Genomic DNA, 382 nt, shown 5'->3' with positions numbered 1-382 from the left:
GGGGCGGTGGCCAGTCTGCGCAGGGTGCAGAACGCGTGGGCGAGAGAGACGAGCGTGACGTGGTGATGCCAGCCGGTGAACGTGCGGCCCTCGATGTGGGCCTGGCCGTGGGCCTTTTTCATCTCCGGTTTGTCGTGCTCGATCCGCCAGGGGAGCTTGGCCATTCGCACCAGTGTGGTCAGCGGGGTTTCGGCGGGCTGGTTCTAGAGCCAGAACTGTATCGGCTCGGCTTCCTTGGCGGGCCATTCGGCCAGCAGCCAGCACTCGGCCAGCTACACGCCCTCGGTGGCGTCGCGGCTCTCGCGTCCGGCCGGGCGGATCCGCAGCGCCACGAAGCGCGAATACATCCGCTTGAAGCCGCTCTTCGCCTTGCCGGGGCGCG

1 pseudogene is annotated in these 382 nt (G+C 68.3%); it reads right to left on the bottom strand.

Features of this window, described 5'->3' with window-relative positions:
• A pseudogene (locus PUR71_RS00495) lies at positions 1-382 on the bottom strand (IS701 family transposase); the annotation flags it as partial.

Origin of the sequence: Streptomyces sp. SP17BM10 (genome assembly GCF_036322405.1) — a bacterium.
GTDB lineage: Bacteria > Actinomycetota > Actinomycetes > Streptomycetales > Streptomycetaceae > Kitasatospora.
The sequence above is the reverse complement of the archived record's forward strand: the minus strand, read 5'-3'. Positions and strand labels throughout refer to the sequence as shown.